Source organism: Vibrio sp. R12-SW3-ISO1, assembly GCF_059834005.1.
In genome coordinates this window covers 1-26,224 of the sequence record NZ_JCBDGK010000044.1, presented here as the reverse complement: position 1 = coordinate 26,224, position 26,224 = coordinate 1, and the positions used below count along the sequence as shown (strand labels likewise).

The 26,224-nt window shown below is 51.1% G+C and carries 21 protein-coding genes, 1 tRNA gene and 2 rRNA genes; 10 read left to right on the top strand and 14 right to left on the bottom strand.

Annotated elements, in window-relative coordinates:
* Positions 1-34: 34 nt before the first annotated feature.
* The 4 genes from gpsA to epmA all read right to left on the bottom strand — a co-directional run bounded on the left by gpsA (position 35) and on the right by epmA (position 3,495).
* On the bottom strand, positions 35-1,069 hold the full coding sequence (gpsA, locus tag AC6R0R_RS13475; RefSeq protein WP_487902573.1) for an NAD(P)H-dependent glycerol-3-phosphate dehydrogenase: 1,035 nt from the start codon (positions 1,067-1,069) through the stop codon (positions 35-37).
* Between the two features lie 152 nt (positions 1,070-1,221).
* On the bottom strand, positions 1,222-1,692 hold the full coding sequence (secB, locus tag AC6R0R_RS13470) for a protein-export chaperone SecB (RefSeq protein ID WP_334555667.1): 471 nt from the start codon (positions 1,690-1,692) through the stop codon (positions 1,222-1,224).
* A 140-nt stretch (positions 1,693-1,832) separates the two neighbouring features.
* Positions 1,833-2,267 carry a rhodanese-like domain-containing protein gene (locus AC6R0R_RS13465; RefSeq protein WP_334555668.1) on the bottom strand — a complete coding sequence of 145 codons (435 nt, stop codon included), beginning with the start codon at positions 2,265-2,267 and terminating at the stop codon, positions 1,833-1,835.
* Between the two features lie 181 nt (positions 2,268-2,448).
* The gene (gene epmA / locus AC6R0R_RS13460) at positions 2,449-3,495 is read right to left on the bottom strand and encodes an elongation factor P--(R)-beta-lysine ligase (protein WP_500627060.1); all 1,047 of its coding nucleotides are present in this window, start codon (positions 3,493-3,495) and stop codon (positions 2,449-2,451) included.
* Positions 3,496-3,708: 213 nt separating this feature from the next.
* On the opposite strand from epmA, the gene frdA reads away from it, so the two are divergent.
* The 4 genes from frdA to frdD are packed head-to-tail and all read left to right on the top strand — an operon-like array spanning position 3,709 to position 7,051.
* The gene (frdA, locus tag AC6R0R_RS13455) at positions 3,709-5,517 is read left to right on the top strand and encodes a fumarate reductase (quinol) flavoprotein subunit (RefSeq protein WP_500627049.1); all 1,809 of its coding nucleotides are present in this window, start codon (positions 3,709-3,711) and stop codon (positions 5,515-5,517) included.
* On the top strand, positions 5,517-6,275 hold the full coding sequence (locus tag AC6R0R_RS13450; RefSeq protein ID WP_334555672.1) for a succinate dehydrogenase/fumarate reductase iron-sulfur subunit: 759 nt from the start codon (positions 5,517-5,519) through the stop codon (positions 6,273-6,275). The genes frdA and AC6R0R_RS13450 overlap by 1 nt, the downstream gene beginning before the upstream one ends.
* 2 nt (positions 6,276-6,277) lie before the next feature.
* Positions 6,278-6,661, top strand: a complete 384-nt coding sequence (gene frdC, locus AC6R0R_RS13445) for a fumarate reductase subunit FrdC (protein ID WP_487902571.1) — start codon at positions 6,278-6,280, stop codon at positions 6,659-6,661.
* Between the two features lie 12 nt (positions 6,662-6,673).
* The gene (gene frdD / locus AC6R0R_RS13440; RefSeq protein WP_334555674.1) at positions 6,674-7,051 is read left to right on the top strand and encodes a fumarate reductase subunit FrdD; all 378 of its coding nucleotides are present in this window, start codon (positions 6,674-6,676) and stop codon (positions 7,049-7,051) included.
* An 84-nt stretch (positions 7,052-7,135) separates the two neighbouring features.
* Here frdD and hslU read toward each other — a convergent pair whose 3' ends face one another.
* From hslU to priA, 5 genes are all read right to left on the bottom strand, one after another.
* Positions 7,136-8,470, bottom strand: coding sequence for an ATP-dependent protease ATPase subunit HslU (gene hslU, locus AC6R0R_RS13435; RefSeq protein WP_334555675.1), 1,335 nt, complete (start codon positions 8,468-8,470; stop codon positions 7,136-7,138).
* Positions 8,471-8,509: 39 nt separating this feature from the next.
* A complete protein-coding gene (hslV, locus tag AC6R0R_RS13430; protein ID WP_487902569.1) occupies positions 8,510-9,052 on the bottom strand; it encodes an ATP-dependent protease subunit HslV in 543 nt (180 codons plus the stop codon).
* A 140-nt stretch (positions 9,053-9,192) separates the two neighbouring features.
* Positions 9,193-9,738 carry an SPOR domain-containing protein gene (locus tag AC6R0R_RS13425; RefSeq protein WP_500627048.1) on the bottom strand — a complete coding sequence of 182 codons (546 nt, stop codon included), beginning with the start codon at positions 9,736-9,738 and terminating at the stop codon, positions 9,193-9,195.
* A gap of 150 nt (positions 9,739-9,888) precedes the next feature.
* Entirely contained in the window at positions 9,889-10,896 is a 1,008-nt protein-coding gene (cytR, locus tag AC6R0R_RS13420; protein WP_500627047.1) for a DNA-binding transcriptional regulator CytR, read from the bottom strand.
* 350 nt (positions 10,897-11,246) lie between these two features.
* The gene (priA, locus tag AC6R0R_RS13415; RefSeq protein ID WP_487902567.1) at positions 11,247-13,448 is read right to left on the bottom strand and encodes a primosomal protein N'; all 2,202 of its coding nucleotides are present in this window, start codon (positions 13,446-13,448) and stop codon (positions 11,247-11,249) included.
* Between the two features lie 325 nt (positions 13,449-13,773).
* Here priA and rpmE point away from each other — a divergent pair, with 325 nt between their 5' ends.
* Both rpmE and AC6R0R_RS13405 read left to right on the top strand, forming a co-directional pair.
* The gene (gene rpmE, locus AC6R0R_RS13410; RefSeq protein ID WP_334555681.1) at positions 13,774-13,995 is read left to right on the top strand and encodes a 50S ribosomal protein L31; all 222 of its coding nucleotides are present in this window, start codon (positions 13,774-13,776) and stop codon (positions 13,993-13,995) included.
* Positions 13,996-14,235: 240 nt separating this feature from the next.
* Positions 14,236-15,516: a malic enzyme-like NAD(P)-binding protein gene (locus AC6R0R_RS13405; protein WP_487902566.1), complete on the top strand. Its 1,281-nt coding sequence runs from the start codon at positions 14,236-14,238 to the stop codon at positions 15,514-15,516.
* 113 nt (positions 15,517-15,629) lie between these two features.
* On the opposite strand, the gene metJ is transcribed toward AC6R0R_RS13405, so the two are convergent.
* On the bottom strand, positions 15,630-15,947 hold the full coding sequence (metJ, locus tag AC6R0R_RS13400) for a met regulon transcriptional regulator MetJ (RefSeq protein ID WP_334555683.1): 318 nt from the start codon (positions 15,945-15,947) through the stop codon (positions 15,630-15,632).
* Positions 15,948-16,206: 259 nt separating this feature from the next.
* On the opposite strand from metJ, the gene AC6R0R_RS13395 reads away from it, so the two are divergent.
* The 3 genes from AC6R0R_RS13395 (at position 16,207) to metF (ending at position 20,903) form a co-directional block, all read left to right on the top strand.
* Positions 16,207-17,373, top strand: a complete 1,167-nt coding sequence (locus AC6R0R_RS13395) for an O-succinylhomoserine (thiol)-lyase (protein ID WP_500627046.1) — start codon at positions 16,207-16,209, stop codon at positions 17,371-17,373.
* Positions 17,373-19,787 carry a bifunctional aspartate kinase/homoserine dehydrogenase II gene (locus AC6R0R_RS13390; protein ID WP_500627045.1) on the top strand — a complete coding sequence of 805 codons (2,415 nt, stop codon included), beginning with the start codon at positions 17,373-17,375 and terminating at the stop codon, positions 19,785-19,787. The genes AC6R0R_RS13395 and AC6R0R_RS13390 overlap by 1 nt, the downstream gene beginning before the upstream one ends.
* 225 nt (positions 19,788-20,012) lie before the next feature.
* The gene (gene metF / locus AC6R0R_RS13385) at positions 20,013-20,903 is read left to right on the top strand and encodes a methylenetetrahydrofolate reductase (RefSeq protein ID WP_500627044.1); all 891 of its coding nucleotides are present in this window, start codon (positions 20,013-20,015) and stop codon (positions 20,901-20,903) included.
* Between the two features lie 66 nt (positions 20,904-20,969).
* Here the strand turns inward: metF and zapB are convergent, their stop codons facing one another.
* Entirely contained in the window at positions 20,970-21,212 is a 243-nt protein-coding gene (gene zapB / locus AC6R0R_RS13380) for a cell division protein ZapB (protein ID WP_334555687.1), read from the bottom strand.
* Positions 21,213-21,528: 316 nt separating this feature from the next.
* Between zapB and glpX the strand changes: the two genes are divergently transcribed.
* Complete coding sequence (gene glpX / locus AC6R0R_RS13375) at positions 21,529-22,536, top strand: class II fructose-bisphosphatase (protein ID WP_500627043.1); 1,008 nt, start codon at positions 21,529-21,531, stop codon at positions 22,534-22,536.
* 256 nt (positions 22,537-22,792) lie between these two features.
* Here glpX and AC6R0R_RS13370 read toward each other — a convergent pair.
* The 3 genes from AC6R0R_RS13370 to AC6R0R_RS13360 all read right to left on the bottom strand — a co-directional run bounded on the left by AC6R0R_RS13370 (position 22,793) and on the right by AC6R0R_RS13360 (position 26,016).
* Positions 22,793-22,869, bottom strand: a tRNA-Asp gene (locus AC6R0R_RS13370).
* Between the two features lie 56 nt (positions 22,870-22,925).
* Positions 22,926-23,041, bottom strand: a 5S ribosomal RNA gene (gene rrf / locus AC6R0R_RS13365).
* An 85-nt stretch (positions 23,042-23,126) separates the two neighbouring features.
* Positions 23,127-26,016: ribosomal RNA gene (locus AC6R0R_RS13360) — 23S ribosomal RNA — on the bottom strand.
* Positions 26,017-26,224: the final 208 nt, after the last annotated feature.

Sequence of the window (26,224 nt, the reverse complement as noted above, 5' to 3'; positions counted from 1 at the left end):
TAAGGTGCGCGCCTTATGAGTCACCTCATGACGCTTATGCTTCGGCTTTCTTATCACGCGCCAGCAAATCTTGCGCGGCTAAGCGTGCGTCCTTCCCTTGATACAATACTTGATAAATTTGGTCAACAATCGGCATCTCGACACCGACACGCTCAGCAAGTAGGAACACCTCTTTGGTGTTGCGATAGCCCTCAACCACTTGGCCAATCTCTTGCTGCGCCGTGTCCACATCCTTACCTTGACCCAGTGCCAATCCAAAACGGCGATTGCGCGATTGGTTGTCCGTACAGGTCAACACCAGATCGCCTAAACCCGCCATGCCCATAAAGGTCTCGGCTTGCGCACCGAGCGCCGCGCCCAATCGGCTCATCTCTGCTAAGCCACGGGTAATCAGCGCGGTCCGCGCATTGGCACCAAAACCGATACCGTCGGACATGCCTGCGCCAATCGCGATGACATTTTTCACCGCGCCGCCAAGCTGCATACCGATAAAGTCACTGTTGGCATAGACTCGGAAGGTTTTGCTGCAATGAATTTTCTCTTGCAGATCTTTCACAAACTCGGCATCTGGCGAAGCCACAGAAATCGCCGTCGGCATCCCCATCGCGAGCTCTTTCGCAAAAGTCGGCCCGGAGAGCACGGCTAGGGAGTATTGATCGCCAATCACATCGTGGGCGACATCTTTCAGTAATCGACCGGTTTCAGGCTCCAGCCCTTTGGTCGCCCAGCAAATGCGAGTGTCTGAGCGCAAATAGGGTTTAACACTGTTCAACACCAGACCAAATACGTGGCTTGGCACCACCACAAGGAGATCTCGACTGGCACTGACGGCTTTTTCTAAGTCCGTCTCAATGATCAAGCTGTCTGGAAAAGCGATGCCGGGTAAAAATTCTTCGTTGGCGCGTGCGGCTTCAAGACGCGCCATGTGCTCAGGCTCGTGCCCCCATAGCACCACATTGGCACCGTTACGTGCCAACGAAATGGCCAGCGACGTGCCGTATGAGCCTGCGCCGAGTACGGTCATAGAGATTGAACGACCATACGCATTTTGGGATTGTGTGTCTGTCATGGTTCCGCCTAGTTGTCCTGCTGCGTGACTAGAATCTAGTGGTCAGCGTTCGTTTTGCCAACCGCTGAACACAAGATTCTCAAACAAAAAATGCACAGCGCATCGTGATGAGATGCTCTGTGCATTTCGCTAAGGTTGCGTCAGAGCGAAGATTACGCCTGAGCTTCACCCTCACCTTGCTGAGCTTGTTGCTGAAGGTAATTCATGAACAGCGCATCAAAGTTCACTGGCGCTAGGTTCAATTGTGGGAACGTGCCTTTCACAACCAAGCTTGAGATGGTTTCACGCGCGTAAGGGAAAAGGATGTTCGGGCAGAATGCGCCTAGGCAGTGCGCCAATTGACCCGCTTCCATTTTCTCAGCCGTGAAGATACCACCTTGCTGAACTTCACAAAGGAATGCAGTGTCGTCTGCGTTCTTCACTGTCACCGTAAGACGAAGCACGACTTCGTAAACACCTTCACCTAGCTCACGGCTTTGCGTGTCTAGATCCAGCTTAACATCTGGGTTCCACTCTTTTTGGAACATAGTTGGTGAGTTCGGTGCTTCAAATGATACGTCTTTTAGGAAGATACGTTGAATTGCGAAGTTTTGAGCTTCTTGTTGCGGTGCTGCTTCAGCCATGGTTCAAATCCTTTCATAGAAAATAGTCTGCCAAGAGACTAACCGAGAGATATGACGCTGACTCGATTTCCACGTTAAATCGTGGCTCTGTTCACATCTCTCTTGAATAAACGTCGATTTTTCAATCAGCGCTCAATGAATTACTTTTTGCCTTTAACCAGAGGTAGGTTCGCTTCACTCCAAGCAATCAAACCGTTTTTGAGAAGATTCACGTTCTCAAAGCCCGCTTTTGCTAGAAGATTCGCGCTTTCTTGCGCCGTCTGACCTGTTTTGCATACTACGATGATTGGGTCGGATTTGTGGTTTTCAAGAGCGCCAAAGCTGCCCGCTTTGATGTCTGATGGCAAAATGTGAACTGCATCCGTGATGTGGCCTTTGCGGAACTCATCTTTTGAGCGGATATCAACCACCACACCGTTTTCACGGTTCATTAATTGAGTCGTTTGTGCTGCCGTGATCTCTTTGTAGGCCGCGGTAGTGGATTTCACGATGTTCATGATAAGGGCAACCAATAGACCCGCCCATACCAAAGAGAGAATCATGTTCTGTTGAAAAAATGCGATGTACTCTTGCATGTCCTGTGCTCTTCGATTTTGGAACTGTACAACGGATGGACAGCCCCCGACTAAAATTCAGCTTGGGAGTATAACGAGGATGATGGGACGGCGCGAGTCAAAAGCGCTCAGAATAAGAATCTGTTGCACATTTCTCGACAAAGACGCCTCTTCATCGCCACGCCACATTGCGACCCTTGCCTTATGCGCGCGTCACGGGGAAGGCGATAACCTGTTCGATATGCTCAAAGCCCAATGCTAGCATGATCAAACGATCCACCCCTAGCGCCACCCCTGCACACTCAGGCAAACCCGCCTCTAGCGCTGCGATTAAATGGCCGTCCATCGGCTGAACCGGCAAGCCCATCTGCTGGCGTTTCTGGTTGTCTTGCTCAAAACGCGCTTGTTGCTCCTTGGGGTTATCCAATTCGTGGAATCCGTTAGCGAGCTCTATGCCGCGAAAATAGACTTCAAAACGATCCGCAACCCGTTCATCGGTCGGATTAATTTTCGCGAGCGCCGCTTGCGTCGCTGGGAAGTCGTACACAAAAGCAGGACGAGTTTGACCAATCTTGGCTTCCACACCGACACTAAATAGCAGTTGCAACAGCGTATCTCTGTCTTGCTCTGGCTGAGCAATATCCGCCAGCCCCAAGGTGGCAGCGGCGACTTTGAGCTCTTCCATGCTCGCGCTTAACGGACACACACCAAGCACTTGCAAGAAGGCGTCTTGGTAGCTCATTCGCTCGGCCGGTGCCACGTTTAAGACCTGCTGCAACAAATCGTCCATCTCATCCATCAGTTGGTGATGGTCAAAACCCACCCGGTACCACTCCAACATGGTGAACTCCGGATTGTGATAGCGGCCACTCTCTTCGTTACGAAATGCCTTGTTGATCTGATAAATCGAACCACTGCCCGCTGCCAATAAGCGTTTCATGTGAAACTCAGGACTGGTCATTAAATAGAGCGCTTGCCCATCGGCATAGCCAGGACCGACAAACTGAGTTTGAAAGGTGTGCAAGTGAATGTCTGTCACCGTCGCTTGACTCATCGCCGGAGTATCCACCTCCATGACGCCTCGGTCAGCGAAAAATTGGCGTAGGGTTTGTAATACGTGAGCACGCTGTTTCAGCGCTGCGATCGATGTGGTCGGTTGCCAGTTCAAAGCTCTATTCTCTTGAAGTGATTTGCTGCGCAACGTATCACAAAGCCCAACAAGGGTTAAGCAGGTTATCGCCGGCCTCATTGATAGCCCACTCATCCCCATCCCTCAGTCGCCGTGATAACTATCACATATCCTAGATTTTTTATGCTCTTATGTGCACTACCGGAGCAAAAACCTAAATACATCAATTTTTCCCTAGAGTGGCTCTTCTACACTACCCCTACCACTTTTGGGGGCTTCCCAAAGCAACAATAACAAGCGGAATCATCCGCACTTTCACACTGGAGGATAACTGTGCAAACCATTACCACAGATATCGCAGTCATCGGCGCCGGCGGCGCTGGTCTGAGAACTGCTATTGCAGCAGCTGAAGCAAATCCCGATTTAAACATCGCTTTGATTTCAAAAGTCTATCCTATGCGTTCCCACACGGTTGCTGCAGAAGGTGGCTCAGCCGCAGTTATCAAGGATGAAGACAGCCTAGACAACCACTTCAACGACACCGTGGGTGGGGGTGACTGGCTTTGTGAACAGGACGTCGTTGAGTACTTTGTTGAAAACGCCACGCGCGAAATGATCCAGATGGAGCAATGGGGTTGCCCTTGGAGTCGGAAAGAAAACGGCGAAGTCAACGTGCGCCGCTTTGGCGGTATGAAGGTCGAGCGAACCTGGTTTGCAGCGGATAAAACTGGCTTCCACATGCTGCACACCCTGTTCCAAACCTCGATGAAATACAACAACATCAACCGTTTTGATGAGTATTTTGTCGTTGACTTGTTGGTGGATGACGGTGAAGTGCAAGGTCTGATTGCCATTCATATGTCGGAAGGGGAACTGGTCACCATCAAAGCCAAGTCTGTGGTACTGGCCACGGGCGGTGCGGGTCGTGTCTATCACTGCAATACCAACGGCGGTATCGTGACAGGCGATGGCATGGCGATGGCGTATCGTCATGGTGTGCCACTGCGTGATATGGAGTTCGTGCAATACCACCCAACCGGTCTACCTGGTACCGGTATCCTCATGACCGAAGGTTGTCGTGGTGAAGGCGGGATCATCGTCAATAAAAACGGTTACCGCTACCTGCAAGATTACGGCATGGGACCAGAGACACCGGTGGGTCAACCGAAGAACAAATACATGGAACTCGGGCCACGCGACAAAGTATCCCAAGCGTTCTGGCATGAGCAGCAAAAAGGCAACACCATCAAGCACCCACTCGGTGATGTGGTCCACCTTGATTTGCGCCACCTAGGTGAAGAGTACCTCCAAGAGCGCTTGCCGTTCATCTGTGAACTGGCCAAAGCCTACGTTAACGTTGACCCAGCTAAAGAGCCCATCCCAATTCGTCCAACGGTTCACTACACCATGGGCGGGATCGAAACCAATGGCCAGTGTGAAACACGCATCAAAGGCCTCTTTGCGGTCGGTGAGTGTGCGTCTGTCGGTCTGCATGGCGCAAACCGCTTAGGTTCAAACTCCCTGGCTGAGTTTGTTGTGTTTGGACGTGTGGCGGGCGAGCAAGCCGTGCAGCGCGCCGCCGAGTTCAAAGGTTGGAATGACGCCGCGATTGACGCGCAAATCAAAGAGGTGGAAGCCCGTATTCAAGCCCTAATGAATCAAGAGGGTGACGAAAACTGGGCGGATATTCGCACGGAAATGGGCCATACCATGGAAGCGGGCTGCGGCATCTATCGTCAAGAAGATCTGATGCAAGCAACCATAGATAAAATCACCGAGCTCAAACAGCGCTACAAGCGTATTGGCATCAAGGACAAAGGTAAGGTCTTCAACACCGATCTGCTCTACGCCATCGAAGTGGGTTACGGCCTTGAAGTGGCGGAAGCCATGGTGCATTCGGCGATTTTGCGTACAGAGTCTCGCGGTGCCCACCAGCGTCTTGATGATGGCTGCACAGAGCGCGATGACGTGAACTTCCTTAAGCACTCCCTCGCCTTCTATCAAGCGGATGCAGCGCCAAGCATCGACTACAGTGATGTCACCATCACCAAGTCACAGCCAAAAGCACGCCTCTACGGTGAAGCCGCTGAAAAAGCCGCCGCACAAGAAGCCGCCGAGAAAAACGCAGAGGAGAAAGCCTAATGTCAGCCAACCGCATTCAAAAAGTCGACATTCTGCGTTATGACCCAGAAACCGACAACGAACCGCACTTTGAAACCTTCCAAGTGCCGTTTGATGAAACCATGTCCATCCTTGATGCGATTGGTTACGTCAAAGACAACTTAGACAAAGAGCTCTCTTACCGCTGGTCTTGCCGCATGGCGATTTGTGGCTCTTGCGGCATCATGGTCAATGGTGTGCCAAAACTGGCATGTAAGAGCTTTCTGCGTGACTACCCAAATGGCGTCAAAATCGAGCCATTGGCAAACTTCCCTATCGAAAAAGATTTGATTGTCGATATGACGCCATTCATTGAGCGTCTTGAAGCCATCAAGCCTTACATCATAGGAAACGACCGCAAACCCGAAGACGGCACTAACCTACAGACGCCTGAGCAAATGGCCAAATACAAGCAATTTGCTGGCTGCATCAACTGTGGTTTGTGCTACGCCGCCTGCCCTCAGTTTGGTCTTAACCCTGAGTTCATTGGCCCTGCGGCCCTCACCTTGGCACATCGTTATAACCTCGACAGCCGCGACAACGGTAAAGCCGAGCGCATGGCGCTGATCAACGGTGACAATGGCGCATGGGGCTGTACCTTCGTCGGCTACTGCTCAGAAGTGTGTCCGAAGAGCGTGGATCCTGCGGCGGCGGTGAACCAAGGCAAAGTCGAATCCTCGATGGACTTCGTGATTGCTATGTTAAAGCCTGACGGCACACCTGCAAAAGAGGAGGCATAAGGATGAGTAACCGTAAACCTTACGTTCGTGAAGTGAAACGCACCTGGTGGAAAGATCATCCGTTTTACCGCTTCTACATGTTGCGTGAAGCAACGGTGTTGCCTTTGGTGCTGTTTACTCTGTTCCTCACCATCGGATTGGGTTCGCTGGTCAAAGGCCCAGAAGCGTGGCAAAGCTGGCTTGGCTTTATGGCAAACCCAGTGGTCATCGCCATCAACATTGTGGCGTTGGCTGGCAGTTTACTGCACGCCCAAACCTTCTTTAGCATGATGCCGCAAGTGATGCCGATTCGCTTAAAAGGCAAACCCGTTGATAAAAAGATCGTCGTTCTCACTCAGTGGGCAGCGGTGGCGTTTATCTCTCTCGTCGTCCTCGTGGTGGTGTAAGGAGCCGTAATCATGAATTCAAATTTCAACGTTAACAGAGCCCCTAAACGCAGTGATGAGCCAGTATGGTGGGGGCTATTTGGCGCTGGCGGTACTTGGTTCGCGATGATCACCCCTGTGACTATTTTGGTCTTAGGTGTGCTGGCCCCGCTGGGCATCATCAGCGCAGACGCATTGAGCTATGAGCGCGTGTCCGAGTTTGCCACCAGCATCATCGGTGCGCTGTTTATCATCGGCACTCTGGCTCTACCCATGTGGCATGCCATGCACCGTGTCCATCACGGCATGCATGATCTTAAAATCCACGCGGGTGTCGTCGGCAAAATTGCCTGCTACTTCTTCGCAGCCCTTATCTCAGCGTTGGCGGTGATTTTTATCTTTATGATCTAAGCCTCCGTCTATTAAAAATAGAAAGCCCGCTCAACTGAGCGGGCTTTGTTTATCTTGTGCCTCGTTTGTGAGTGTCTATCGCACTTACAGAATAAAGCGGCTGAGATCTTCGTCTTCGACAAACTCACCCAAGCGCGCTTTCACGTATTGCGCATCAATCACCAGCTTAGAGCCTGCCTTGTCGGTCGCTTCAAAGGAGATTTCATCCATCAAGCGCTCCATCACAGTGTGCAGACGGCGTGCACCGATGTTCTCGGTGGTTTCATTGACCGTCCATGCCGCTTCTGCAATCTGGGTGATACCCTCTTCGGTGAACTCAATGTCAACGTCTTCGGTTTTCATCAACGCACAGTATTGCTCGGTCAGTGATGCTTTAGGCTCCGTTAGGATGCGCTTGAAATCGTGGCTAGAGAGTGCCTCCAGCTCGACACGAATCGGTAGACGACCTTGCAGCTCTGGGATCAGATCCGATGGCTTCGCCACTTGGAATGCGCCCGATGCGACAAACAGAATATGATCGGTTTTGACCATACCGTGTTTGGTTGAGACCGTGCTGCCTTCAATCAACGGCAGTAAGTCACGCTGTACGCCTTCTCGAGATACATCTGGACCAGAGCTTTCGCCGCGCTTACAGATTTTATCAATCTCATCGATAAACACGATGCCGTTGTTTTCGACGTTAAAGATCGCTTGTTCTTTGAGCTCTTCTTGATTGACCAGCTTCGCGGCTTCTTCTTCAGTCAACGCTTTGAACGCATCTTTGATTTTCAGCTTACGCTTCTTCTTAGTATCACCGGCTAAGTTGGCGAACATGCCTTGAAGCTGATTGGTCATCTCCTCCATGCCAGGAGGCGCCATGATCTCGACGCCCATTTGCGGCGCAGCGACATCAATTTCAATCTCTTTATCGTCAAGTTTGCCTTCACGGAGTTTTTTGCGGAACACTTGACGAGTATTCGATGAACTCTCGTCTTGCTGCTCATTCTGGCCCCAAGCATCGCGTGCTGGCGGCAATAGCGCATCAAGAATGCGCTCCTCGGCTTGCTCCTCGGCGCGGAACTTCACTTTCTCCATCGCCTGTTGGTGCGTCATTTTGACCGCGACATCGGTCAAATCACGAATGATGGTCTCCACCTCTTTGCCCACGTAGCCCACTTCCGTGAACTTTGTGGCTTCAACTTTGATGAAGGGCGCATTGGCTAACTTGGCTAAGCGACGGGCAATTTCAGTTTTACCCACACCCGTTGGCCCTATCATCAGAATGTTCTTCGGTGTTACTTCGCTGCGCAAGCCTTCTTCTAGCTGCATACGACGCCAGCGGTTACGGAGCGCGATCGCCACAGAGCGTTTTGCGTTTTCTTGGCCAATGATGTGGCGATTCAGTTCGTGGACGATTTCGCGAGGAGTCATTTCAGACATAATTGAATTCCTTAAATGTAGTGACCACTATCTTGCTTTTTACTTCGCAGCGCTGTGCGGGATTTCTAGTTCTTCGATAGTGTGGTGATGGTTGGTGAACACACAGATATCACCAGCAATTTTGAGCGACTTTTCCGCGATGTCACGGGCGTCGAGTTCGGTGTTTTCGAGCAGCGCCGTCGCTGCCGCTTGCGCAAAGTTGCCCCCAGAACCAATCGCGATCAAATCGTTTTCTGGCTGCACCACATCACCATTACCGGTAATGATCAACGATGCTGTCTCATCAGCAACAGCCAACAAAGCTTCAAGCTTGCGCAGCGCACGGTCACTGCGCCAATCTTTGGCCAGCTCAACCGCCGCTTTGGTCAAATGACCTTGGTGCATTTGCAACTTACTTTCAAAACGTTCGAACAAGGTAAACGCGTCGGCAGTACCACCGGCAAATCCCGCAAGTACCTTGTTGTTGTACAAACGGCGAACTTTACGTGCGTTGCCTTTCATCACTGTGTTACCCAGTGATACTTGTCCATCACCAGCAATGACGACTTTGTTGTTACGACGTACGGATACAATGGTAGTCACGGTGGGGCCTCATACTTTATTCATTTGGATGTTAGTCTTTATATGAGGCTATGAAAAACAGAATTCAAGGGTAGAAAAGACATCGCCCCGACAAGAAGCCGGGGCGATGTTTTTACTTTGAACGCATTAGACGTCGGCGTTTATTGTGCTTCTTTCCAAATCGCACAAGGCTCGATTTTGGCGCGCTGTAACTTGTGCTTATCACGCTCTGCGTCACGCTTAAATTTGTATGGGCCAAGCACCACACGATACCAACTGCTGTCTTCTTTTTTGCGAATTTTGCTGTTGATGCCTTGGAAAGCAATATCCAGCTTACGCGCTTCAGCTTGCTGCGCGGTTTTATACGCGCCGCACTGCATGATGTAGGGAATCTCAGACACCACCAGCTCTTTGGCTGTCACTTCCACTTCACGACTCGGCAACGACTCGACATAGTCCCACTTCTCTTCTGGCGGAGGAGGGAGAGTTTGGCTGCTTTTCACTTTGGGTTTCGGGGTAGGCTTCGCGGATTGAACCACCGGCGCAGGCGGCTCAGGATCGCTACTGAGTAGATACAACCCATAACCGAACGCCGAGACCAAGACGATGGCCAACAAACCACTGCGCCACGGTTTCTTGCGGCGCGGGGCGGCTTTTTTAGTCGGCTTACGGCTACTGCCGCGCTTTACGTAATCTCTATTCGCCACAACTGATTATCAAACCATTTAATACAACTGCTCGCTATGTTAAAGCAGATTTGTGTGTGAGGACAGACCGGAATTGGAAGCGGCTCAGCAAAACTGGCCGCAAAGTGGCGCAGCCAGGGCGACCGGCGGTTCAATGACCGTTCAAGTCGTCTAGAGGACGCGCGGCGGCGCGGCGCTATCTCGAATCACCAGTTCTGTTTCGAGCAGTCGAGAGCCGGCACGCACGTCGTGGCCACGGAGGATCTCAAGCATCATCAGCATCGCCTGACGCCCGATTTCATAACGCGGCTGAGAAATCGTCGTGAGTGGTGGATCGCAGTATTGCGCAAACTGAATGTCATCAAAACCCACAACCGATAGATCTTGTGGCACGCGAAGTCCGAGCTTTTTCGCTTCCTGAATCGCGCCAATCGCCATCATATCATTGTGACAAAAAACCGCTGTCGGCGGCTCAGATAAGGCCAACAACTGACGAATCGCCTTCGCACCATCTTCAAATGTGAAGTTGCCTTCTGCGCAATAGTGTTCGTTCATCGTTAGGCCTGCGCGGCGCAACGCTTGTTGATAACCCTGGTGACGGAACTGACACAGTAGAGCACTCTCTGGCCCCGAAATCTGCGCGACACGGCGATGCCCCATCTGAGTCAGGTAGTTGACCGCTTCAAATGCGGAAGTGAGGTTATCAATATGCACGGTGGGCAACTCTAACTCAGGCGCAAATTCGCACGCCATGACCATCGGCGGCAGATTCTTTTGTTCTGCCTTGCTAACATCAAACGGTAAATCCGTACCGAGCAGCAGCATGCCATCGGCCTGCTTAGTGAATACCAAGTTCACAAAAGAGCTTTCACGCTTTCTTTGTTGGCCGCTGTCCCCAAGCAATACGATGTAACCGTGCTCCATAGCCGCATCTTCAATGCCACGAATGATTTCGGTGTAATAGGGATCGCAAATGTCTGGGATGATCGCGATGATGGTCTTTGATTCGTTTCTACGCAGATTGCGCGCCAGCGAGTTGGGTGAGTAGCCAGCTTCAAGCACCGCCTCTTCGACGCGTTTTCTCGTCGCAGAAGAGACTTTCTCGGGATTCATCAACGCCCGTGATACCGTCGCCGTCGACACTCCCGCAAGCTGGGCAACATCCTTCATTGTCGCCATAAGTTATTAACCCTCTTAATTAAAGATGTAGCGCTTTAGCCACCTAAACCTTGTTGCCTTGATCATAGCGTCTGGTGTGGTGATGACGGGGTCAATCCTGCACCGCTTATGATGATGGTAGGCTGATGCCCACTCTTATTGGCAGCGAAAAGCAATCGTTTGGCTCTTGCCAAGGTTCGCTTCGCCTATCCCTTTCCAAACAACTAGTTTATTCATTTCGAAACAGAAAGTTACGGGATATTTAACAAAACCCGAACTATAAAAGAGAGCCAGATCACAAATAAATGAAAAAGAACGAAATCAGCTCACAGCGCCTATCGTCCCTGCCCCTATTTAAACTAATCGGCGTGTTAGCTCAAGTCTTGAGGCTCGATATCGACCGACCAACGGACCTTTTTCGCGCTCGGCAGCAACTCGATAGCCGGCTTAGCACTGGCTAGCAGCTTTTGCATTAACGAGCGCTGCTCGGTTTGCAGCAGTAATTGCCAACGGAACTTACCCGCACGTTTGGCAAGCGGGGCGGGTGTCGGGCCCAGCACCATGCAGCCGGAATCAAACAGAGGGTGGGATTCTAAAGTAAAGCGGACTTGGCGTAGGAACTCTTCCACCAGCTCAGATTGGTTCGCCTCCGCACGAAACAGCGTTAAAAACGAATACGGGGGCAACGCCGCCAGTTTTCGCTCTGCTAAGGCCACCTCGGCGAAGTCCCGATAACTCTTTTTCAACAGTGCTTGCAATAGGCTGTGCTCTGGGTGGTGGGTTTGCAACAACACTTCACCGGGTTTACTGGCACGCCCCGCTCGGCCTGCCACCTGAATGAATAGCTGGGCTAAACGCTCAGAGGCTCGAAAGTCGCTGCTGTAGAGTGAGCCATCGACATCCAACAGCGCCACCAGCGTCACATCCGGGAAATGGTGCCCTTTGGCGAGCATTTGCGTGCCGATCAGAATCTGATATTCACCGCGTCGAATGGCGCTTAACGCCTCTTCTAGGCTGCCTTTGCGCCGCGTGCTGTCGCGGTCAATACGAATGGTTTTCTGCTCTGGAAAGAGCGTATGCAGTTGTTTCTCTAGCTGCTCGGTTCCCACCCCAACAGTGACCAGTTGAGTGGAACCACACCCTTGGCACTGGTGGATCGTCGGCTGCTGAGAGCCACAGTGGTGACAGCGAATTTCGCTGCTGTGCTGATGGTAGGTGTAGTAGGCGTCGCAGCGCTTGCATTCCGCGATCCAGCCACATTCGTGACACATCAGAGCCGGGGAAAAGCCGCGTCGATTTAAAAACAGCATCACCTGATTGCCTGCGTTGAGGTGCTTGCGCATTTGAGCGATCAGTGGCGCAGAGAGGCCCCCCTCTAAATAGAGCCCTTTGACGTCAATCACTTGATTGGTGGTGGGCACCGCACTGCCTGCTCGGCGAGACAAATGCAGATGATGATATTTGCCAGACAGCGCATTGTGCAGCGTTTCTAACGCGGGCGTTGCTGAACCAAGCACAATCGGGATCTGCTCTTTGTTGGCGCGCATGACCGCCACATCGCGCGCATGGTAGCGCAAGCTATCTTGCTGCTTGTAAGAGCTATCGTGCTCTTCATCGACAATAATAATGCCCAGATCAGCAAAAGGCGTCAGCAATGCAGATCGCGTCCCAATCACAATGCCGGCCACTTTATCGCGCGCGCACAACCAGGCATTGAGGCGCTCGGTGTCATTCAATCCAGAATGGACTACCTCAATCGGCACGTTAAAACGCTTTCGAAAGCGATTAATGGTTTGCGGCGTCAGGCCGATTTCCGGCACCAACACCAAAGCCTGCTGACCCCGTTCGAGGACTGGCTTAATCATGTTGAGGTACACCTCGGTTTTACCTGAACCGGTCACCCCTTCGAGCAAAAAGCAGCCAAAACCGCTGAAACTGTTGACCGTCGCGATGGCGATCGCTTGCTCTTCATTCAGCTTTGGTTTCTCGACATCGGCTTCAATGTCAGCACCCCACTTAGCAAAATGAGGCTTGCGCTCAATCGACTCAATCCAACCTTTGTCTGTCAACGCGCGCAGCACACTAGTGCTGACCTCTTCATCAATAAAACGTTGGTGTGACGTCGGTCCGTGTTGCAGCATCTGCATCACTTTGGCTTGCTTAACCGCTCGGCCAAACCCATGCATCAATTGATCGCGTCCGGTTGGCGTCAGTTGCCATTCCACCACGGCGGTAAAGTCGGCCGGTTTTCCCTTACGCAGGGCGCTGGGCATCGCATTGGCTAAGGTGTCGCCAAGTGGATATTGGTAAAAGTGGCTGCACCAGTGCAACAAGGTATATAACGAGTCGGGCCAAACAGGTTGACTGTCGAGCACCTGCTTAATCGGCTTGATTTTGTCCATCGGCAGCGATGACTGCTGCACCAAGGCCGTCACGATACCAACTAAGGTTTGACGGCCAAAAGGCACAGACACGCGCCCACCAATCACTGGAAAAAGGTGTCCAGGGATTTGATAGTCAAACTGTTTATCTAGTGGTACGGGTAACGCGACTCGGGCGATGGTGGGTCTCATTCAGTCTTTCACTGCAGGTCGATGACGCGTTTAGTCTAAGGGAAAAGACAGAGTGAGAAAAGCCAGCGCATCTCAGTGTCTGTATGAGGAGACGCGGGTAACACCACTTCGCGATAACATCCATGTGTCTCCCTCTCCTGCAGCGGCTAAAAAAGTAGCGATTTCTACCCCAAATCGGTTGATCCTAGGCGTACTATTCATTACTATATCGCGCCTTAGAGATATGGCTGCTCTGGCAGCGGTGTCCTAAATCCATTTTACATTAACTACGTGTGGTGTCCGGCTCTGAATCGGATAGCGACACGGCCTATATTGAGGTTACCCCATGAAAGCTGGAATCCACCCAGAATACAAAGCAGTAGCAGCAACTTGTTCTTGTGGCAACACATTTGAGTTCAAATCTACTCTAGACAAAGAATCAATCCACCTAGACGTATGTGACAAATGTCACCCATTCTACACTGGTAAGCAACGTATCGTTGATACAGGCGGCCGTGTAGATCGCTTTAACAAGCGTTTCGGTGCTCTATCAAGCGGTAAGAAGTAATTCCTTCTCGCGGATAGGAAAAAGGACGCTGCGGCGTCCTTTTTTGTTGCCAGAGATTTAGAGCAATTAACCTATTCACAGCAAAACCCGCAGTCATATCTCTTTCTATCTGGTCTAATCTCCAGTCGTTTCCCACATATTACCCTACTCGCTCGCATTCTGACCTAGGCAGCTTGACTCAGTTCCTCTAAAATGATTAACCCCCTTTGTGCTGAATCATTTTAACGAGTACCTATTTCTATGCCTGATGACCACCGTCAAGACCTGACCCCTGAAGAACAATTTCGCCAAAAAGCGCTCGACTACCATGCCTTTCCAAAACCAGGCAAGATCTCTGTCGAGCTGACCACCCAAGCAGAAACCGCGCAAGATCTCGCGCTCGCCTACAGCCCAGGCGTGGCCGAGCCGGTACGAGAGATCGCTCAAAACCCCGATAATGTCTATAAGTACACTGCAAAAGGCAATATGGTGGCAGTGATCTCCAACGGCACAGCGATTCTTGGCCTAGGTAATCTTGGCCCACTGGCATCAAAGCCCGTGATGGAAGGCAAAGCCCTGCTGTTTAAGCGCTTTGCAGGTTTGGACTCCATCGACATCGAAGTCAAACATCGCACCATCGATGAGTTTGTCGACACGGTCGCCAACATCGCGGATACCTTTGGCGGCATCAACTTAGAAGACATCAAAGCGCCAGACTGCTTTGAAATCGAAAAACAATTAATTGAGCGCTGTGATGTGCCAGTCTTCCATGATGACCAACACGGTACCGCCATTGTGACGGCTGCTGGCATGCTAAACGCCATTGAGCTGCAAGGTAAAAAACTGGAAGACGCCGTGATTGTCTGTCTGGGCGCCGGTGCGGCTGCCATCGCTTGTATGGAGCTGCTGATCAAGTGCGGCGCGATGCGCGAGAAAATTTACATGCTGGATCGCAAAGGTGTGATCCACACTCGACGTGATGATCTCAACGAATACAAACAACTGTTTGCCAACAACACCGACAAACGTACGCTGCAAGATGTCATCGAAGGCGCCGATCTGTTCCTTGGCGTTTCTGGTCCTAACCTGTTATCGCCAGATGATCTTAAATTGATGGCCGACAAACCCATCGTGTTTGCCTGTTCTAACCCAGATCCTGAGATCAAACCTGAGCTCGCTCATGATGTACGCAATGACCTTATTATGGGTACAGGTCGCAGTGACTACCCGAACCAAGTCAACAACGTACTTTGCTTCCCGTTTATTTTCCGTGGCGCACTGGATGTACGTGCTAGCGAGATCAACGATGAGATGAAGCTCGCTGCCGTAGCAGCGATCCGTCAACTGGCGAAGGAAGAGGTCCCTGCCAATGTTCTGACCGCCGCGGGTGTGGATTCACTCTCGTTTGGCCCAGACTACATTATTCCAAAACCGATGGACCCAAGACTGCTCCCCCGCGTCGCCAAAGCGGTCGCGTTAGCCGCGGTAGAATCCGGGGTGGCACGCATTGAGCTGCCTGACCATTACATGGATATCGAGTAACCTTGACGCCCACTACCAGCCACGACCTTTGTCTCTGGCTGAGCAAAAACAACAAAGCCGCTGACGATGTCAGCGGCTTTTGCATTCAAATTCGGTGCAAAACAGGGCCAGCGTTAGTCGTCAAACGCCTCAAACTCAATCCCCATCTCCGTCATCAGCTTTTTCACTTCAGCGGGAATATCATCTGGACGGTCTTTACGCAAATCTTCATCCGTCGGTAATGGTTGACCTGTGTAAGCGTGCAAGAACGCTTCACACAACAACTCACTGTTGGTGGCATGACGCAGGTTGTTGATCTGGCGGCGCGTACGCTCGTCTGTTAATACCTTAAGGACTTTAAGTGGGATGGAGACCGTGATTTTTTTCACTTGCTCACTTTTCTTACCGTGTTCTGCGTATGGGCTAATGTATTCGCCATTCCAGTCTGCCATTGCGCACCTTTATATTTGCGTATGAGTGTTTAAACCACAATTTTAACGGTATTTATGGCTACAAGCAAAGACATATAGACGTCTAGAAGTGTTGACGTCTTAAAAAATGAGAAGTAAAGTGGTTGGCGATAGGAGTGAATCGGCCCAAACTGTGAGTGTGTCGCAGCACTACACCACATTGGGTGCCGGATACACCTGATAAGCAACAGGTATATCGCATTCCCTAAAACAAGTCACTACTGTTCGCAAGGAAAACGCTATGAGCACGCGCAAACCCGCCACCATCGCGGTACGTACTGGTATCGAGTCAGACACCCAACATCACGCTGTCGTTCCCCCTATTTATCTCTCGACCAATTATGGCTTTCCGGCGTTTGGTGAAGTGCCGAAATACGATTACACGCGTTCTGGTAACCCGAACCGTGGCCTGCTTGAAACGGCGCTGTATGAGTTAGAAGGTGGAGAAGGCGCTGTAGTGACCAATTGTGGCACCTCAGCGCTCAACCTTTGGGTCTCTGCGTTTGTCGGTCCAGATGATTTGATTGTCGCGCCACACGATTGCTACGGTGGCACCTATCGACTCTTCAATACCCGCGCGCAAAAGGGCGACTTCAACGTGTTGTTCGTCGACCAATCCGATGACGCAGCCTTGACCGCCGCCATCAACCAGAAACCCAAGCTTATCCTGTTGGAAACGCCATCAAATCCTTTGGTGCGTGTGGTGGATATCGAGAAAGCCTGCCAGCAAGCGAAACAAGTCGGCGCACTGGTCGCGGTTGACAATACCTTCTTAACCCCGATTTTCCAGAAGCCACTCGAACTGGGTGCGGATTTCGTTATTCACTCAACCACCAAATACATCAACGGTCACTCCGATGTGATTGGCGGCGTGGTGATCACCAAAACCAAAGCGCACGCTGAAGAACTGGCTTGGTGGGGCAACTGCATTGGGGCCACCGGCACGCCGTTTGATAGCTACATGACGCTGCGTGGCATCCGCACGTTGGGCGCACGAATGAAGGTGCACGAACAAAGCTCGGCAAACATTCTCGACTTTCTGAAAACAGAGTCACTAGTTGGCCGCATCTATCACCCAAGCTTGCCGGATCACCCTGGTCATGACATCGCCAAGAAACAACAATCAGGCTTTGGTTCTATGCTCAGCTTCGAGTTCGCTGGCAGCTTTGAAGAACTGAAACAGTTTGTCGGTGAGTTGAAACTCTTCTCGCTTGCAGAATCGCTAGGCGGCGTAGAAAGCCTCATTTGTCACCCAGCGTCAATGACCCACCGTGCGATGGGCGAAGAGGCGTTGGCCGAGGCAGGTGTCTCTCAGCAACTGCTGCGTCTGTCTGTCGGTCTTGAAGATGCCGATGACCTGATTGACGATCTCAAGCAAGCCTTTAACTGTGTGAAGGAGTCCGCGTAATGACGACATCGCGTCAACTGCATAAATTTGGTGGTAGCAGCTTAGCGGATCCGGAGTGCTACCGCCGGGTAGTCACCATACTCAAGGAATACTCTGGCAGCGATGATCTGATCGTTGTCTCAGCGGCCGGTAAAACCACCAATCATTTGATTGAGTTTACCGAGGCGCTCTATAAAGATGGCCGCCTTGCCCATGAAGCGTTGCAGTCGGTACGACAATTCCAAACAGGGCTTATCGAAGCCTTGATTGACAGTGACGACGAACAAGCGCACATGCTAGCGACGCTCAAAGACGAGTTCACCACCCTCGGCGAATTAAGCGCCCCGTTAAGCGAGGCGGAGCAAGCTGCGGTACTTGGCCACGGTGAAATGTGGTCCTCAAGACTGCTCGCCGCGCTATTGAATCAAGCGGGTTTACCAGCCATCGCGCAAGACTCTCGCACTTTCTTACGGGCAGAAACCGGCACGCAACCTGAAGTGGATCGTGGTCAGTCCTACCCACTACTGAAGGAAATTTTGGCGCAACACTCACAGCGTCGTCTGGTGTTTACCGGCTTTATGGCGCAAAACCAAGCAGGCCAAACCGTGCTGCTTGGCCGAAACGGATCCGATTACTCTGCCACCGTGATTGGCGCGCTCGCAGAGGTCAGTCGCGTGACGATTTGGAGCGACGTTGCTGGCGTATACAGCGCAGACCCTCGCCTTGTCAGTGATGCTTGTCTTCTGCCCCTATTGCGACTTGATGAAGCAAGTGAACTGGCACGCCTTGCCGCCCCCGTGCTGCATAGCCGTACCTTGCAGCCTGTCGCTCAAAGTACGATGGACTTGCACCTGCGCTGCAGCTACGACCCCGAATCTGGCTCTAGCCGCATTGAGCGCGTCCTCGCGTCTGGGCGTGGTGCCAAGATCATCTCCTCACTCAATGACGTCTTGTTGATTCAGTTAAACTTCGCCTCTGGCCATGATTTCAATCGCATGGAAAAAGAAGTGCTGAGCAGTTTGAAACGCGCCCAACTTGAACCTTTGACTTATGAAGTCCAAGCGGATAAGCACTCATTACGCCTTGCTTATACCTCGGAAATTGCAGGGGGCGCTTTAGGCTTCTTACAAGATTCCGCCATCGCAGCAGAAATTAAACTCAAGGAGGGCTACGCCCTTGTCGCTGCGGTGGGCGCTGGTGTCACCAACAACGCCAACCACTGTTACGGCTTTTACCAGAAGCTCAAGTCATCGCCTGTCGAGTTCATCTCTGAATCTCGTTCCGGTCTCAGTTTGGTGGCTGTCTTACGCCGCACCGAAACCGAACCACTCGTTAAGGCGATTCACAACCAACTTTTCCAAGCACAAAAACGAGTCGGCATCGCCCTATGCGGCAAAGGCAACATTGGCTCCAGTTGGTTAACCCTGTTTGCAGAACAAAAAGCAGAGCTAGAAAAGCGTCGTGGAATGAGTTTTGAGCTCGTGGCGGTGATCGACAGCCAAACCTATTGGTTTAATGACCAAGGCATCGATCCTAGTGCGGTCAGTGAGCATTTCGATGAAGAGTCTATCCCTTATCAGCAAGGCGAGTGGATCCAGCGCCTCGGTGCGATTCAGGGCTATGACGATGTGGTCGTACTCGACGTGACGGCGAGTAAAGAGTTGGCTGAGCGCTACCTCGATATCGCCGAGCAAGGCATGCATCTTATCTCTGCCAATAAGGTTGCCGGCTCTGCCTCAAGTGCTTACTACCACCAAGTCCAAGATGCGTTTGCCAAAATAAACCGCCATTGGCTCTACAATGCCACCGTTGGAGCAGGCTTGCCGATCAACCACACTGTGCGCGATTTGCGTGAAAGTGGCGATGTCGTCTATGCGGTCTCAGGGATTTTCTCTGGCACCCTCTCTTGGTTGTTCCAACAATATGATGGCAGCGTACCGTTTGCCGAGTTAGTCGATTTAGCGTGGCAGCAAGGCTTAACCGAGCCAGACCCTAGGCAGGATCTCGATGGCTCTGACGTAATGCGCAAGCTGGTCATCTTAGCCAGAGAAGCCGGTCTCGAGATTGAACCTGAATCGGTCAAAGTCGAGAGCTTAGTGCCCGATGAACTGGCCGAACTCTCACTGGATGATTTTCTCGATAACAGTCAGCAGCTCAGCGAACAGTTGGCAGAAAGGCTCGAGAAAGCGCAACGTGAAGACAAAGTGCTGCGCTACGTCGCGAGACTGGAAAAGAACGGAAAAGCTCGAGTGGGTGTCGAAGCACTCAGCAAAGAGCACGCCTTGGCCAACCTGTTACCATGCGACAACATCTTTGCGATTGAGAGCAAATGGTATAAGGACAACCCACTGGTCATTCGTGGACCGGGGGCGGGTCGAGAAGTGACCTCAGGGGCGATTCAATCAGACCTTAACTTACTGTCCAGTTTTCTCTAGTTTCACAGGTTGCTTCGGCAACCTGTTTTCTTATTCGGGCGTCGTTCTGCGCGCACTTCAAATTCTCTCATTATGAACTTGAAAAAAATTCATGGTGGGAGTGTTGACATTAAAACGTATTCAATACATCCTGTGGACATATAGACGTCTAAACGTCGATTTAATCAAATTGAATGTTGGGGCTGCAGTTACCTACGGATAGGGTCGCCACACGGAGAGAGAAAGATGGGATACACACACGCGAGTCATATTGACGCTTTAAACCAAAATATTGCCGAGCTATCGAACAACATCAATGTGTCATTCGAGTTCTTTCCTCCGAGCAGCGGAAAAATGGAAGAGACGCTGTGGAACTCGGTTCATCGCCTCAAAACCCTTAAGCCTAAATTTGTCTCTGTTACCTACGGCGCCAACTCCGGCGAGCGTGATCGCACTCACTCCATCATTAAAGAGATCAAAGCCGAGACCGGCCTAATTGCGGCACCTCATCTAACTTGTATCGATGCCAGCCGTGACGAGCTCATTCAGATTGCTGACGATTACTGGAACAATGGTATTGAAAGCATCGTCGCACTGCGCGGTGATATTCCTCCTGGTGGTGGCAAACCGGATATGTACGCCTCCGATCTCGTGGAACTGCTTAAATCACGTCACGACTTTGATATCTCTGTTGCAGCCTTTCCCGAGGTACACCCTGAAGCAAAAAGTGCGCAGTCGGATCTGCTGAACCTCAAGCGTAAAGTCGATGCAGGCGCAAACCGCGCCATTACTCAGTTCTTTTTTGATGTAGAGAGCTACCTACGCTTTCGTGATCGCAGTGTTGCGGCTGGCATTGATGTCGAAATTGTTCCGGGCATCCTTCCTGTTTCCAACTTTAAACAAGCTTCACGTTTTGCCGCGCAGAATAACGTCAAAGTCCCTGGCTGGATGGCGAAACAATTTGAAGGGCTGGATGACGACCCAACCACTCGCCAATTGGTGGGTGCGAGCCAAGCCATCGACATGGTGCGTATCCTAAGTCGTGAAGGTGTGAAAGATTTCCACTTCTACACTCTCAACCGCGCCGAAATGACCTACGCACTTTGCCACACTTTAGGCGTGCGTCCTCAGGTCTAATCTGACAGACATCAAAGCAAAAGGGTTGGCGCAGTGCCAACCCTTTTTAGTCTACAGAAACGGTGATTACTCAACGTCTTCCATCTTACCTAGCAAGCTGCGGATGCGCTCTTGCCATGCTGTGTGTTCTTGTTGCATCTGCTGATTTTGCGCGACCAACTCTTCACGGCTTGTACGCAGTTCGTTCGCTTCGTTTGCTAGCTTCTGCTTTTCTTCTTTAAGCTCTTCCACTTCCATTTGAAGCAGAGTGATAGTATCAACCGCGGTTTGGATTTTTGCTTCTAGTTTTTCTAGTACTTCAAAAGACATCGTTGCCTACCTTTTTAATCATTCTCTGGATGGTTGGGTCATACGACATGACAAACCCATTTACCTTCCATTCTACTCAGCCACGCCGCTTTAAACACGCCCTATATTTGCAAATCTGCGTCATTCGATTAAAAAAACAACGCAATTTGACTCAGAGTTTACAAGACCAGACGAATGAATAGTTCCGTCCGTTTTCCTGCCCCTGGTTTGATCCAGTTCAAGCCAGTTGAACCAAAAAGGCAAACGTTTCCCTAGTGATGTGCTAAAATCGCGGCGATTTATTTTTGTTCAGTTTTTCCTACCAGTTGGAGTCATCATGAAACGCGATTTAGCAATGGCATTCTCAAGAGTTACCGAAGGCGCAGCCCTAGCGGGTTATAAATGGCTTGGCCGTGGCGATAAGAACGCCGCCGACGGTGCCGCTGTCGAAGTGATGCGTACCCTGCTCAATAAAACAGAAATCGAAGGTGAGATTGTCATTGGTGAAGGCGAGATCGATGATGCGCCTATGCTGTATATCGGTGAAAAAGTAGGGACAGGTGGTGATTGTGTCGATATCGCGGTTGACCCAATTGAAGGGACCCGCATGACAGCTATGGGTCAGTCCAATGCGCTTGCTGTTCTGGCCGCAGGTGAAAAAGGCAGCTTCTTAAAAGCCCCAGATATGTACATGGAAAAACTGGTTGTGGGGCCTGGCGCAAAAGGCTGTATCGACCTCAATAAGCCACTCAACGAGAACCTTATTAACGTCGCTGAAGCGCTCAACAAGCCGCTCGATCGACTTGTGGTGATCACCTTAGCAAAACCGCGTCACGATAAGGTGATTGCTGAGATGCAAGCAATGGGTGTACGCGTTTTTGCCGTACCTGATGGTGACGTGGCCGCCTCCATTCTTACCTGCCTGCCTGACAGTGAGGTCGACATGATGTACTGCATTGGCGGCGCACCAGAAGGTGTGGTGTCTGCCGCTGTGATCCGTGCACTCGATGGTGATATGCATGGCCGTTTGCTACCAAGACATGAAGTTAAAGGTGATAGCGAAGAAAACCGCATCTACGGCGCTGCTGAGCTAAAACGTTGCGAAGAAATGGGCGTGACAGCCAATGTTGTGCTGACTATGGAAGAGATGGCTCGCAGCGATAACGTCGTCTTTTCTGCCACTGGCATCACTAAAGGTGACCTGCTTGAGGGCATTACGCGCCAAGGTAACATCGCCACCACAGAAACCTTACTGATCCGTGGACGCTGCCGCACCATTCGTCGCATTAAATCGACACACTACCTAGAACGCAAAGATCCTGAAGTGCGAGACATTATTCTTTAATCTCGCCAGCTCTCTCTTCGAAGCCAGCCAACGTGCTGGCTTTTTCTTGTCTGTATAAAACCGTCGAGCAGACGAACCCAGCACTTTCAGGAGCGTTAAACGTAAAAAAGCCTCAGTCTTTCGACTAAGGCTTAGTATAAGTGGCGGAGTGAACGGAACTCGATGGTCCGGCATTCCGGCCCTCGAAAAAGTGCACAGCACTTTCGGGAGCGTTAAACGTAAAAAAGCCCAGTCTTTCAACTGGGCTTAGTATAAGTGGCGGAGTGGACGGGACTCGAACCCGCGACCCCCGGCGTGACAGGCCGGTATTCTAACCAACTGAACTACCACTCCGCAGTGGTCTATTTAAAGTCTTATCTAAAACGTGCTTTAAACAGATAATGTTCAAAGCCTGGCGATGTCCTACTCTCACATGGGGAAGCCCCACACTACCATCGGCGCTAATTCGTTTCACTTCTGAGTTCGGCATGGAATCAGGTGGGTCCAAATCGCTATGGTCGCCAAGCAAATTCTTTAATTCGGAAAGCTGTTTACGTTCTTACACATTCAATGTTCTTTTATTGAGTCCATCAAAACCCTTTGGGTGTTGTATGGTTAAGCCTCACGGGCAATTAGTACAGGTTAGCTCAACGCCTCACAGCGCTTACACACCCTGCCTATCAACGTTCTAGTCTCGAACAACCCTTAAGGATACTTAAAGTATCAGGGAAGACTCATCTCAGGGCTCGCTTCCCGCTTAGATGCTTTCAGCGGTTATCGATTCCGAACTTAGCTACCGGGCAATGCGATTGGCATCACAACCCGAACACCAGAGGTTCGTCCACTCCGGTCCTCTCGTACTAGGAGCAGCCCCCTTCAATCTTCCAACGCCCACGGCAGATAGGGACCGAACTGTCTCACGACGTTCTAAACCCAGCTCGCGTACCACTTTAAATGGCGAACAGCCATACCCTTGGGACCGACTTCAGCCCCAGGATGTGATGAGCCGACATCGAGGTGCCAAACACCGCCGTCGATATGAACTCTTGGGCGGTATCAGCCTGTTATCCCCGGAGTACCTTTTATCCGTTGAGCGATGGCCCTTCCATTCAGAACCACCGGATCACTATGACCTGCTTTCGCACCTGCTCGAATTGTCATTCTCGCAGTCAAGCGGGCTTATGCCATTGCACTAACCTCACGATGTCCAACCGTGATTAGCCCACCTTCGTGCTCCTCCGTTACTCTTTGGGAGGAGACCGCCCCAGTCAAACTACCCACCAGGCACTGTCCTCACCCCGGATAACGGGGCTAAGTTAGAACATCAAACATACAAGGGTGGTATTTCAAGGTCGGCTCCACAGATACTGGCGTACCTGCTTCAAAGCCTCCCACCTATCCTACACATGTAGGCTCAATGTTCAGTGCCAAGCTGTAGTAAAGGTTCACGGGGTCTTTCCGTCTAGCCGCGGGTACACTGCATCTTCACAGCGATTTCAATTTCACTGAGTCTCGGGTGGAGACAGCGTGGCCATCATTACGCCATTCGTGCAGGTCGGAACTTACCCGACAAGGAATTTCGCTACCTTAGGACCGTTATAGTTACGGCCGCCGTTTACCGGGGCTTCGATCAAGAGCTTCGACCGAAGTCTAACCCCATCAATTAACCTTCCGGCACCGGGCAGGCGTCACACCGTATACGTCATCTTACGATTTTGCACAGTGCTGTGTTTTTAATAAACAGTTGCAGCCACCTGGTATCTGCGACTCTCAATAGCTCCATCCGCGAGGGACTTTACCGTCAAGAGCGTACCTTCTCCCGAAGTTACGGTACCATTTTGCCTAGTTCCTTCACCCGAGTTCTCTCAAGCGCCTTGGTATTCTCTACCCGACCACCTGTGTCGGTTTGGGGTACGATTCCAACTTATCTGAAGCTTAGAGGCTTTTCCTGGAAGCATGGCATCAATGACTTCACGCCCTTGGGCGCTCGACGTCGTGTCTCAGCCTTAAAGAGAGCCGGATTTACCTAACTCTCAAGCCTACGCACTTGAACCTGGACAACCGTCGCCAGGCCCACCTAGCCTTCTCCGTCCCCCCATCGCAATAAGTTGAAGTACGGGAATATTAACCCGTTTCCCATCGACTACGCCTTTCGGCCTCGCCTTAGGGGTCGACTTACCCTGCCCCGATTAACGTTGGACAGGAACCCTTGGTCTTCCGGCGAGGAGGTTTTTCACCCCCTTTATCGTTACTCATGTCAGCATTCGCACTTCTGATACCTCCAGCATGCTTTACAACACACCTTCAACGGCTTACAGAACGCTCCCCTACCCAATAACTAAAAGTTATTGCCGCAGCTTCGGTTTATAGCTTAGCCCCGTTACATCTTCCGCGCAGGCCGACTCGACTAGTGAGCTATTACGCTTTCTTTAAATGATGGCTGCTTCTAAGCCAACATCCTAGCTGTCTAAGCCTTCCCACATCGTTTCCCACTTAGCTATAATTTGGGACCTTAGCTGGCGGTCTGGGTTGTTTCCCTCTCCACGACGGACGTTAGCACCCGCCGTGTGTCTCCCGGATAGTACTTACTGGTATTCGGAGTTTGCAAAGGGTTGGTAAGTCGGGATGACCCCCTAGCCTTAACAGTGCTCTACCCCCAGTAGTATTCGTCCGAGGCGCTACCTAAATAGCTTTCGGGGAGAACCAGCTATCTCCAGGTTTGATTGGCCTTTCACCCCTAGCCACAAGTCATCCGCTAATTTTTCAACATTAGTCGGTTCGGTCCTCCAGTTGATGTTACTCAACCTTCAACCTGCCCATGGCTAGATCACCTGGTTTCGGGTCTATATCCAGAGACTGAGCGCCCAGTTAAGACTCGGTTTCCCTACGGCTCCCCTAGATGGTTAACCTTGCCACTGAATATAAGTCGCTGACCCATTATACAAAAGGTACGCAGTCACAGGACGAAGCCTGCTCCTACTGCTTGTACGTACACGGTTTCAGGTTCTATTTCACTCCCCTCACAGGGGTTCTTTTCGCCTTTCCCTCACGGTACTGGTTCACTATCGGTCAGTCAGTAGTATTTAGCCTTGGAGGATGGTCCCCCCATATTCAGACAGGATATCACGTGTCCCGCCCTACTCGATTTCACTGAATGTGCGTTGTCAACTACGGGGCTATCACCCTTTATTGCCGGACTTTCCAGACCGTTCGTCTAACGCATATAAAGCTTAAGGGCTAGTCCAATTTCGCTCGCCGCTACTTTCGGAATCTCGGTTGATTTCTTTTCCTCGGGGTACTTAGATGTTTCAGTTCCCCCGGTTCGCCTCGTTATGCTATGTATTCACATAACGATACCTGCTTATGCAGGTGGGTTTCCCCATTCGGAAATCCCAGACTCAAGTGGTTTTTACTACCTAATCTGGGCTTATCGCAAGTTAATACGTCCTTCATCGCCTCTGACTGCCAAGGCATCCACCGTGTACGCTTAGTCACTTAACCATACAACCCCAAAGGGTCTTATTGGCTCATTTACTTTCACTTTGAAAAGTTGAAAACAAACTAAGCAACCAAAGTTGTCTGCAATTATTTAAACATGATGCAGACTCGATTTTGCCGGACTCAAATATCTTTTTATTTTACTTTTTTATAAAAAGTGAAAACAAAAAGCCAAGAACACTTGAATGTGTTTTTGTGTATTCATAGATAT

Coding starts and splice junctions, on each gene's coding strand:
- metJ (WP_334555683.1), bottom strand. CDS start 15,947: ATGGCAGACTGGAATGGCGAATACATTAGCCCATACGCAGAACACGGT.
- priA (WP_487902567.1), bottom strand. CDS start 13,448: ATGAGACCCACCATCGCCCGAGTCGCGTTACCCGTACCACTAGATAAA.
- glpX (WP_500627043.1), top strand. CDS start 21,529: ATGAAACGCGATTTAGCAATGGCATTCTCAAGAGTTACCGAAGGCGCA.
- frdC (WP_487902571.1), top strand. CDS start 6,278: ATGAGTAACCGTAAACCTTACGTTCGTGAAGTGAAACGCACCTGGTGG.
- AC6R0R_RS13465 (WP_334555668.1), bottom strand. CDS start 2,267: ATGCAAGAGTACATCGCATTTTTTCAACAGAACATGATTCTCTCTTTG.
- secB (WP_334555667.1), bottom strand. CDS start 1,692: ATGGCTGAAGCAGCACCGCAACAAGAAGCTCAAAACTTCGCAATTCAA.
- AC6R0R_RS13395 (WP_500627046.1), top strand. CDS start 16,207: ATGAGCACGCGCAAACCCGCCACCATCGCGGTACGTACTGGTATCGAG.
- AC6R0R_RS13450 (WP_334555672.1), top strand. CDS start 5,517: ATGTCAGCCAACCGCATTCAAAAAGTCGACATTCTGCGTTATGACCCA.
- cytR (WP_500627047.1), bottom strand. CDS start 10,896: ATGGCGACAATGAAGGATGTTGCCCAGCTTGCGGGAGTGTCGACGGCG.
- AC6R0R_RS13390 (WP_500627045.1), top strand. CDS start 17,373: ATGACGACATCGCGTCAACTGCATAAATTTGGTGGTAGCAGCTTAGCG.
- AC6R0R_RS13405 (WP_487902566.1), top strand. CDS start 14,236: ATGCCTGATGACCACCGTCAAGACCTGACCCCTGAAGAACAATTTCGC.
- frdD (WP_334555674.1), top strand. CDS start 6,674: ATGAATTCAAATTTCAACGTTAACAGAGCCCCTAAACGCAGTGATGAG.
- gpsA (WP_487902573.1), bottom strand. CDS start 1,069: ATGACAGACACACAATCCCAAAATGCGTATGGTCGTTCAATCTCTATG.
- metF (WP_500627044.1), top strand. CDS start 20,013: ATGGGATACACACACGCGAGTCATATTGACGCTTTAAACCAAAATATT.
- zapB (WP_334555687.1), bottom strand. CDS start 21,212: ATGTCTTTTGAAGTACTAGAAAAACTAGAAGCAAAAATCCAAACCGCG.
- hslU (WP_334555675.1), bottom strand. CDS start 8,470: ATGTCTGAAATGACTCCTCGCGAAATCGTCCACGAACTGAATCGCCAC.
- rpmE (WP_334555681.1), top strand. CDS start 13,774: ATGAAAGCTGGAATCCACCCAGAATACAAAGCAGTAGCAGCAACTTGT.
- epmA (WP_500627060.1), bottom strand. CDS start 3,495: ATGAGGCCGGCGATAACCTGCTTAACCCTTGTTGGGCTTTGTGATACG.